7 protein-coding genes are annotated in these 7,969 nt (G+C 69.6%); 6 read left to right on the top strand and 1 reads right to left on the bottom strand.

Annotation, left to right across the window (positions count from 1 at the left end; genetic code table 11):
* Nucleotides 1–1,348 (top strand): DNA-directed RNA polymerase subunit beta' (locus VFI59_03010; GenBank protein ID HET6712661.1); only part of this gene is annotated, 1,348 nt, incomplete at its 5' end.
* A 233-nt stretch (nucleotides 1,349–1,581) separates the two neighbouring features.
* Entirely contained in the window at nucleotides 1,582–3,570 is a 1,989-nt protein-coding gene (locus VFI59_03005) for a hypothetical protein (GenBank protein HET6712660.1), read from the top strand.
* A 51-nt stretch (nucleotides 3,571–3,621) separates the two neighbouring features.
* Here VFI59_03005 and VFI59_03000 read toward each other — a convergent pair whose 3' ends face one another.
* Complete coding sequence (locus VFI59_03000; GenBank protein HET6712659.1) at nucleotides 3,622–4,443, bottom strand: inositol monophosphatase family protein; 822 nt, start codon at nucleotides 4,441–4,443, stop codon at nucleotides 3,622–3,624.
* Between the two features lie 288 nt (nucleotides 4,444–4,731).
* On the opposite strand from VFI59_03000, the gene rpsL reads away from it, so the two are divergent.
* The 4 genes from rpsL to VFI59_02980 all read left to right on the top strand — a co-directional run.
* Complete coding sequence (rpsL, locus tag VFI59_02995; GenBank protein ID HET6712658.1) at nucleotides 4,732–5,106, top strand: 30S ribosomal protein S12; 375 nt, start codon at nucleotides 4,732–4,734, stop codon at nucleotides 5,104–5,106.
* A gap of 2 nt (nucleotides 5,107–5,108) precedes the next feature.
* Nucleotides 5,109–5,579 carry a 30S ribosomal protein S7 gene (gene rpsG, locus VFI59_02990; GenBank protein HET6712657.1) on the top strand — a complete coding sequence of 157 codons (471 nt, stop codon included), beginning with the start codon at nucleotides 5,109–5,111 and terminating at the stop codon, nucleotides 5,577–5,579.
* A 61-nt stretch (nucleotides 5,580–5,640) separates the two neighbouring features.
* Nucleotides 5,641–7,797: an elongation factor G gene (gene fusA / locus VFI59_02985; GenBank protein ID HET6712656.1), complete on the top strand. Its 2,157-nt coding sequence runs from the start codon at nucleotides 5,641–5,643 to the stop codon at nucleotides 7,795–7,797.
* A 31-nt stretch (nucleotides 7,798–7,828) separates the two neighbouring features.
* A partial coding sequence (locus VFI59_02980) for a GTP-binding protein (GenBank protein HET6712655.1) occupies nucleotides 7,829–7,969 on the top strand: 141 nt, incomplete at its 3' end.

Genomic DNA, 7,969 nt, shown 5'->3' with positions numbered 1-7,969 from the left:
CTCGGGCTACCTCACGCGTCGTCTCGTCGACGTCTCGCAGGACGTCATCATCCGCGAGGACGACTGCGGCACGACCAAGGGCCTCGACCTGGCGATCGCGACGACGGATGCCACGGGCAACCTCGTCCGCGACCCGAACGTCGAGAACGCGGTCTACGCTCGCAGCCTCGCCGCCGACGCGGTGAACGCCAAGGGCGAGGTCGTCGCCGAGGCCGGCGACGACGTGGGCGACGTGCTCATCGAGAAGCTCATCGGCGCGGGTGTCGAGACCATCAAGGTCCGCTCGGTGCTCACCTGCGAGTCCGCCGTCGGCGTCTGCGCACGCTGCTACGGCCGCTCGCTCGCGACCGGCCAGCTCGTGGACATCGGCGAGGCCGTCGGCATCATCGCGGCCCAGTCGATCGGCGAGCCGGGCACCCAGCTCACGATGCGCACGTTCCACACGGGTGGCGTGGCCGGCGAGGACATCACGCACGGTCTGCCGCGCGTGGTCGAGCTGTTCGAGGCCCGCAAGCCCAAGGGCGAGGCGCAGATCACCGAGATCAGCGGCACCGTCTCGATCGAGGACGACGAGGAGAAGCACCAGCGGCACATCCTCGTGACCGACGAGTCGGGCGACCAGGTGGAGTACCCGGTCTCGTACCGGGCGCGCCTGACCGTGAGCGCCGGCGACGCGGTGGTCGTGGGCCAGCAGCTGACCGAGGGTTCGGTGAACCCGCACGAGAAGCTGCGGGTCGAGGGCGTGCTCGCCCTGCAGAACCACCTGGTCGACGAGGTCCAGCAGGTGTACCGCTCGCAGGGCGTGACGATCCACGACAAGCACATCGAGCTGATCGCGCGCCAGATGCTGCGCAAGGTGCACATCATCGAGCCGGGCGACACCGACTTCCTGCCCGGCGACATGGTCGCCCGTCGCGCGTTCGAGGAGAAGAACGCCGAGGTGGTCGAGGCCGGCGGCGTGCCGGCGTCGGCCCGCCCGGTGCTGCTCGGCATCACGAAGGCGTCGCTCGCGACCGACTCGTGGCTGTCGGCGGCCTCCTTCCAGGAGACGACGCGGGTGCTCACCGACGCGGCCATCTCGGCCAAGTCCGACCCGCTGCTCGGGCTGAAGGAGAACGTGATCATCGGCAAGCTGATCCCGGCCGGCTCGGGCCTGGCGCGCTACCGCAACGTGGCCGTCCAGATCAAGCCCGAGGCGATCCCCGAGTACTGGCTGGCACGTCAGCGCGAGATCGCGGAGGCCGTGGCGAGCGAGACCGGCGAGCCGTCGCTCGTGGGGCTCACGCGCGAGCAGGCCGAGCAGATGCTCGGCGGCGGGCTGACGGCGGTTAAGACCGACGAAGAGTAGGACCGGGGCGGGCCCCGCCTGAGGGCGGAGCCCGCTCGGGAAGCGTCACGCGGGGGCGGGGCCTGTCGGCCCCGCCCCCGCTGCGTGGCCGGTGGCGTCTTGCAGCGGTGGCTCCCGGTCCCGCCGTCTCCCTACCACCGAGGTCCCCCGTTCGGCTGGTACCCCCCGGGCGCCCCCAGGCATAGGTTCACCGAAGGGCCCGCTTTACAGGGGAAGCCGGGGAGGGGTGCACGGTGACGAGACGTCGACTACTCGTGTTCGTCGTGGCATCGACCGTCGTGGCAGGCTCGCTCGCGGCCGTCCCGACTGGGGCAGCACCCAGGACGGGCGGGGCACCCCCGTTCGAAGGCGTCACGACGGTGGCGCTGCAGCACCTCGGGGCCACGGAACCGCTCGCCGAGCTCTCGGGCCTCGCCCCCGCCACCGCACGTACCCAGCGAGAGACGCCCAGCGCAGCGCTCGAGCGCCTGCGTCCGCGCATCGGCGCGGGAGGACAGGTCGAGACCATCGGACCGCCGATCCCGGACCCGCCGTCCGCGCCCGACGAGGCTGCCGTCTCGGAGCAGCGGCCGGACCTGGTTCGGTCCTGGGAGGGGAGCAACTCCTTCGATCAGGGTTGGTCCAATGCCGGGAACGCGTTCTTCCTGGAGCCGCCCGACCAGGGGCTCTGCGTGGGCCCCGACCACGTCGTCGAGACGATCAACAGCATCGTGCAGATCTACACGCCGAACGGGCGCGCGCTGCTGCCGGGAACCTCCGGCATCCCGGGAACCGAGCCGGTGGGGATCTCGCACAACGAGTGGTTCGGCTTCCCGCCGGCGATCGACATCGAGACGGGGGAGTTCGGGCCGTTCACGACCGACCCGAGCTGCTACTACGACCGTCAGTTGAAGCGCTGGTTCCACGTGGAGCTCACGATCCAGCAGGACCCGGTGACCGGCGACTTCACGGGTGAGAACAGCATCGACATCGCGGTCAGCCGCTCCGCGGATCCGACGAGTTCCTGGGATCTCTACCGGCTCCCCGTGCAGAACGACGGCAGCGACGGCACGCCCGATCACGGGTGTGACCAGGGGCCCTGCATCGGGGACTACCCTCACATCGGCGCCGACAAGCACGGCTTCTACATCACGACGAACGAGTACTCGTTCTTCGGCGACGGCTACACGGGGGCGCAGCTGTATGCGTTGCCCAAGGCGGCCCTCGCCGGTCGGAGCGCGTCCGAGGCGGTGCTGTTCGAGAACCTCAGCGTTCCCTCGCTCGACCAACCAGGGTTCACCGTGCGCCCGGCCTGGTCGCGACCTGCATCGTGGGAGACGGGCCGCGGCGGCACGGAGTACTTCGTCAGCTCGACGGCCGGCGACGGCTCCGAGACGGGGAACCTCACCGGTCGGTCCGACGACATGGTCGTCTGGGCCCTCACCAACACGAGGTCGCTGGCGGGCACCCCCGACCTCCATCTCCATCAGGCCGTCGTGACGACGCTCGTGTACCAGTTCCCGCCGCTGTCCCTGCAGCGGGAAGGACCCACCCCGCTCCTGCGCTGCATGAATCTGGGCGTGGACTGCCTGTTCGAAGAGGATCTCGGGCAGCAGCCGGGTCCGTATCCGCTGGACTCCGGCGACACCCGGGTCACGAGCTCGTTCCTGGCCGACGGGGTGCTGTGGAGCTCCCTGACCACGGCCCTCACCGGGCGTGGGGGCGCGAGCTACGACAACAGCGATGGTTCGTTCGAGCCGGTCGATCAGCGGGCGGGCGTCGCGTACTTCGCGTTCCGCCCCTGGTGGGACGACCACACGCTGAAGGCTCGCGTGCTGCAGGACGGATACGTCGCGGTGACAGACGCCAACATCATCTACCCGTCACTCGCCGTGAACGAGCACAACGAGGGGTACATCGGCGTGTCGCTCGTCGGACCGAGCTACTTCCCGAGCGCGGCCTACATCCCGCTCGAGCTCGGTGAGGATCCCGATGTCGTGCACATCGCCGCCCGTGGCCGGTCACCCTCCGACGGGTTCTCCGGCACGGTCTTCGGTGGGTTCCGTCCGCGGTGGCAGGACTACGGTTACATGGTGCCGGGCAACGGGGGCGATCTGTGGTTCGGGGTCGAGTACATCGCCTCGAGGTGCCGTTTCTTGCGGTGGCTCGCGGACACCAACTGCGGTGACCGGCGGACCATCTTCACGAACTGGTCCACTCGAGTGACTCGCCTGGACACCTGAGCTCGAGGCGAAGGCGGGGCTCTCCCCCAGCCCCGCCTTCGCCTGAGACGGTCACGGGCGCTTCGCCCGCTCGAGCAGCGCCGCGTGCACCGCCGCGCCGCCGGCCAGGATGTCGCCGCTGAGCCATGCCCGCTCATCGCCGGACCAGTCCGTGACGACGCCGCCGGCTTCCTCGATCAACAACCCGCCGGCGGCGACGTCCCAGGGGGCCAGCGCCAACTCGAAGAAACCGTCGAACACGCCCTCGGCCACCCAGGCGAGGTCGAGCGCCGCCGCTCCCGGGCGGCGCAGGTCCTCGAAGCGACCGAGCGCTGCCTCGAACGTCCGCAGGTAGCGGGGGAGCAGCTCCTTGCGCCGGAACGGGAACCCGGTGCCGACCACGGCGCGCGAGGGTTCCCGTTCGGACACGCGCATCGGCACCGCCTCGCCGCCGTCACGGACCCGCCACGAGCCCTCGCCGCGCCCGGCCATCCAGGTCGTCCCCAGGAACGGCGCGCACACGGCCCCGGCCACCGGCCGTCCTTCCTGCACGAGCGCGACCGAGACCCCGACCGCCCAGAACCCGTGCGCGTAGTTCGTCGTGCCGTCGAGCGGATCGACGACCCAGGCATCGGCGACGTCGACGCCCCCCGATTCCTCGCCGTGGATGCCCACGCCGCCGCCCTCGGCCTCGAGCAGCGACACGATCGCACGCTCGGCGGCCAGATCGATCTCGGTCACGTAGTCGCCCGGCAGCGCCTTGTCCCGCAGGCCGACCCCGCCGGCCTCGCCGACCCTGTCGGCCCCGCCGGCAAGCCCCGCCTCGCGGACGACGTCGGCCCCGCGCGCGGCCGCGCGCATCGCGATCTGCACCTCACGGGACAGCGACCCCATCGGGCGGGTACGCTAGCAGCGCACCAGCCGCACGCATCGCGGGAGGCGAGCCACCTCACACGGGCCCGCCGAGGCACCCCGCGCGCGTTGACGCTCGTGCGTGTGACCTGTAGCTTTGTTCCTCGCGCCCCGGCTCGGCGGGCCACCGGCGCGTTCGACTCCTTCGGAGTGGGATCAGCGGGTTCGAGTGGCGTTCGCGCTGCGTCCGCACCGGTCCCGAACGGCCCGCGGGTTCGGCTCACGCCGGGCTCCGGTGTTTGACAACGACAGAGTGCAGACGAGAGATCTATGCCCACGATCGAGCAACTGGTTCGCAAGGGACGCAAGTCCCCGAAGGCGAAGACGAAGGCCCCCGCGCTGAAGGGGTCTCCGCAGCGGCGTGGCGTCTGCACGCGTGTCATGACCTTCACCCCCAAGAAGCCGAACTCCGCGCTGCGCAAGGTCGCGCGCGTGCGGCTCACGAGCCAGGTCGAGGTCACCGCCTACATCCCGGGCGAGGGCCACAACCTGCAGGAGCACTCGATCGTGCTCGTTCGCGGCGGCCGCGTGAAGGACCTGCCGGGCGTGCGCTACAAGATCGTCCGCGGCACGCTCGACACCGCCGGGGTCAAGGGTCGCAGGCAGGCGCGTTCCCACTACGGCGCGAAGAAGAGCGGGGAGTAGGCATGCCGCGCAAGGGTCCCGCCGTCCGCCGCGAGGTCGCTCCCGACCCCGTGTATCAGAACCCCCTCGTCACGCAGCTGATCAACAAGGTGCTGCTCGACGGGAAGAAGACCGTGGCCGAGCGCGCCGTCTACGAGGCGCTCGAGCAGATCAGCCAGAAGACCGCCAACGACCCGGTGGTCACCCTCAAGCGCGCCGTCGACAACGTGCGGCCGATGCTCGAGGTCAAGTCTCGGCGCGTCGGCGGGGCTTCCTATCAGGTACCCGTCGAGGTCAAGCCGCAGCGCGGCACGACGCTCGCGCTGCGCTGGCTCGTGAACTACAGCCGCGCGCGCCGCGAGAACTCGATGGCCGAGCGGCTCACCGCCGAGATCATGGACGCCGCCAACGGCGCCGGCACCTCGGTGAAGCGCCGCGAAGACATGCACAAGATGGCCGAGGCCAACAAGGCCTTCGCCCACTACCGCTGGTGATCGACGAGCAATCCCGGAGCCGGCCTTCGCGGGCCGGTTCTCGACTGAAGGGGGACCGGTGATGGCGGTCCCCGTGGAGACGATGCAGGTGGCGACGACCGAACAGGCCGTGACGAAGGGCAAGGGACTCCACATCCGGGAGTACCCGCTCGCTCGCACGCGCAACATCGGCATCATGGCGCACATCGACGCGGGCAAGACCACGACGACCGAGCGCATCCTCTACTACACCGGCAAGGCCTACAAGATCGGCGAGGTCCACGAGGGCACCGCCCAGATGGACTGGATGGCCCAGGAGCGCGAGCGCGGCATCACCATCACGAGCGCGGCGACCACCTGCCAGTGGAAGGGCCACTGGATCAACATCATCGACACCCCCGGCCACGTCGACTTCACGGTCGAGGTCGAGCGCAGCCTGCGCGTGCTCGACGGCGCGGTCGCGGTCTTCGACGCCGTCGCCGGCGTCGAGCCGCAGTCCGAGACCGTCTGGCGCCAGGCCGACCGCTACGCGGTGCCGCGCATCTGCTTCGTCAACAAGATGGACCGCACCGGCGCCGACTTCCAGCGGACGATCGACATGATGGTCGACCGGCTCGCCGCGAACCCGCTCGTGCTGCAGCTGCCGTGGGGCACCGAGAGCGACTTCCGGGGGGTGATCGACCTCGTCCAGATGAACGCCCACTACTGGGAGGGCGACATGGGCGAGGAGTGGAAGGACACCGAGATCCCCGAGGAGTACCGGGCCCAGGCCGAGGCCGCCCAACACGAGCTCTTCGAGAAGCTCGCCGAGCACGACGAGCAGCTGATGGAGAAGTTCGTGCACGAGGGCGAGCCGACCGTCGAGGAGATGAACAAGGCGATCCGGGCGATGACCCTCGACGGGTCGGGCGTGCCCGTGCTCTGCGGCTCCGCGTTCAAGAACAAGGGCGTGCAGCTGGTGCTCGACGCGATCGTGGCCTACCTGCCGAGCCCGCTCGAGGTGCCGCCGGTCGAGGGGCACACGCCCTTCAAGGAAGACGACCACATCATGCGCGAGCCCGACGACGCGCAGCCGTTCTCGGCGCTGGCGTTCAAGATCATGAGCGACCCGTACGTCGGTCGCCTCACCTACCTGCGGGTGTACAGCGGCGTGCTACACAGCGGGTCCCACGTCATGAACTCGACGAAGGACCGCAAGGAGCGCATCGGGCGCATCCTGCAGATGCACGCGAACCACCGCGAGGACATGGAGGCCGCGTACACGGGCGACATCGTGGCCGTCGTGGGGCTCAAGCACTCGACGACGGGCGACACGATCTGCGACCCCGACCAGCCGATCGTGCTCGAGAACATCACGTTCCCGACGCCGGTCATCTCGGTCGCGGTCGAGCCGAAGACCAAGGCCGACCAGGACAAGCTCGGCACCGGACTGATGAAGCTCGCCGACGAGGACCCGACGTTCGTCGTGAAGTACGACGACGAGACCGGCCAGACGGTGATCTCAGGCATGGGCGAGCTGCACCTCGACATCATCGTCGACCGCCTCAAGCGCGAGTTCTCGGTCGACGCCAACGTCGGCAAGCCGCAGGTGGCCTACCGGGAGACGGTCCGCAAGGAAGCCCACAAGGTCGAGACGCGCTTCGTGCGCCAGACCGGCGGCAAGGGCCAGTTCGGTCACGTCGTGATCGACCTCGAGCCCACCGGCCCCGGGGGCGGGTACGAGTTCATCAACAAGATCGTGGGCGGCAAGATCCCGCGGGAGTACATCCCGGCCGTCGACCAGGGCATCCAGGAGGCGCTCGACAACGGCATCCTGGCCGGCTACCCGATGGTCGACGTGCGCGCGACGCTGATCGACGGTTCCTACCACGAGGTCGACTCCTCGGAGATGGCCTTCAAGATCGCCGGCTCGATGGCGATCAAGGAAGCCGCCCGCAAGGCCGACCCGGTGATCCTCGAGCCGGTCATGGAGTTCGAGGTCACGACGCCCGAGGAGTTCCTCGGCGACGTGATGGGTGACGTGACCGCCCGCCGCGGACGCATCGAGAACATCGACGAGCGCAGCGGACAGAAGGTCGTGCGCGTCGTGGTGCCGTTGGCCGAGCTGTTCGGCTACGCGACCGAGCTCCGCTCGCGCACCCAGGGCCGTGCCGCGCACAGCCCGATGCAGCTGCACGCCTACAACGAGGTGCCGGCGCAGATCGGCAAGGAGATCGTCGCCCGGGTCATGGGCGAGTAACGGACGCGAAGGAACAGGGGAGAAGCCAGAGATGTCGAAGCAGAAGTTCGAGCGGACCAAGCCCCACGTGAACATCGGCACGATGGGCCACATCGACCACGGCAAGACGACCTTGACCGCGGCGATCACCAAGCGCCAGGCCGAGAAGGGCATGGCGGAGTTCACCCCGTTC

Source organism: Actinomycetota bacterium, from assembly GCA_035697485.1.
In the GTDB taxonomy this organism is placed as follows: domain Bacteria; phylum Actinomycetota; class UBA4738; order UBA4738; family HRBIN12; genus JAOUEA01.
Note: the sequence above shows the minus strand (reverse complement) of the source record. Positions and strands in the feature narration are given on the sequence as shown.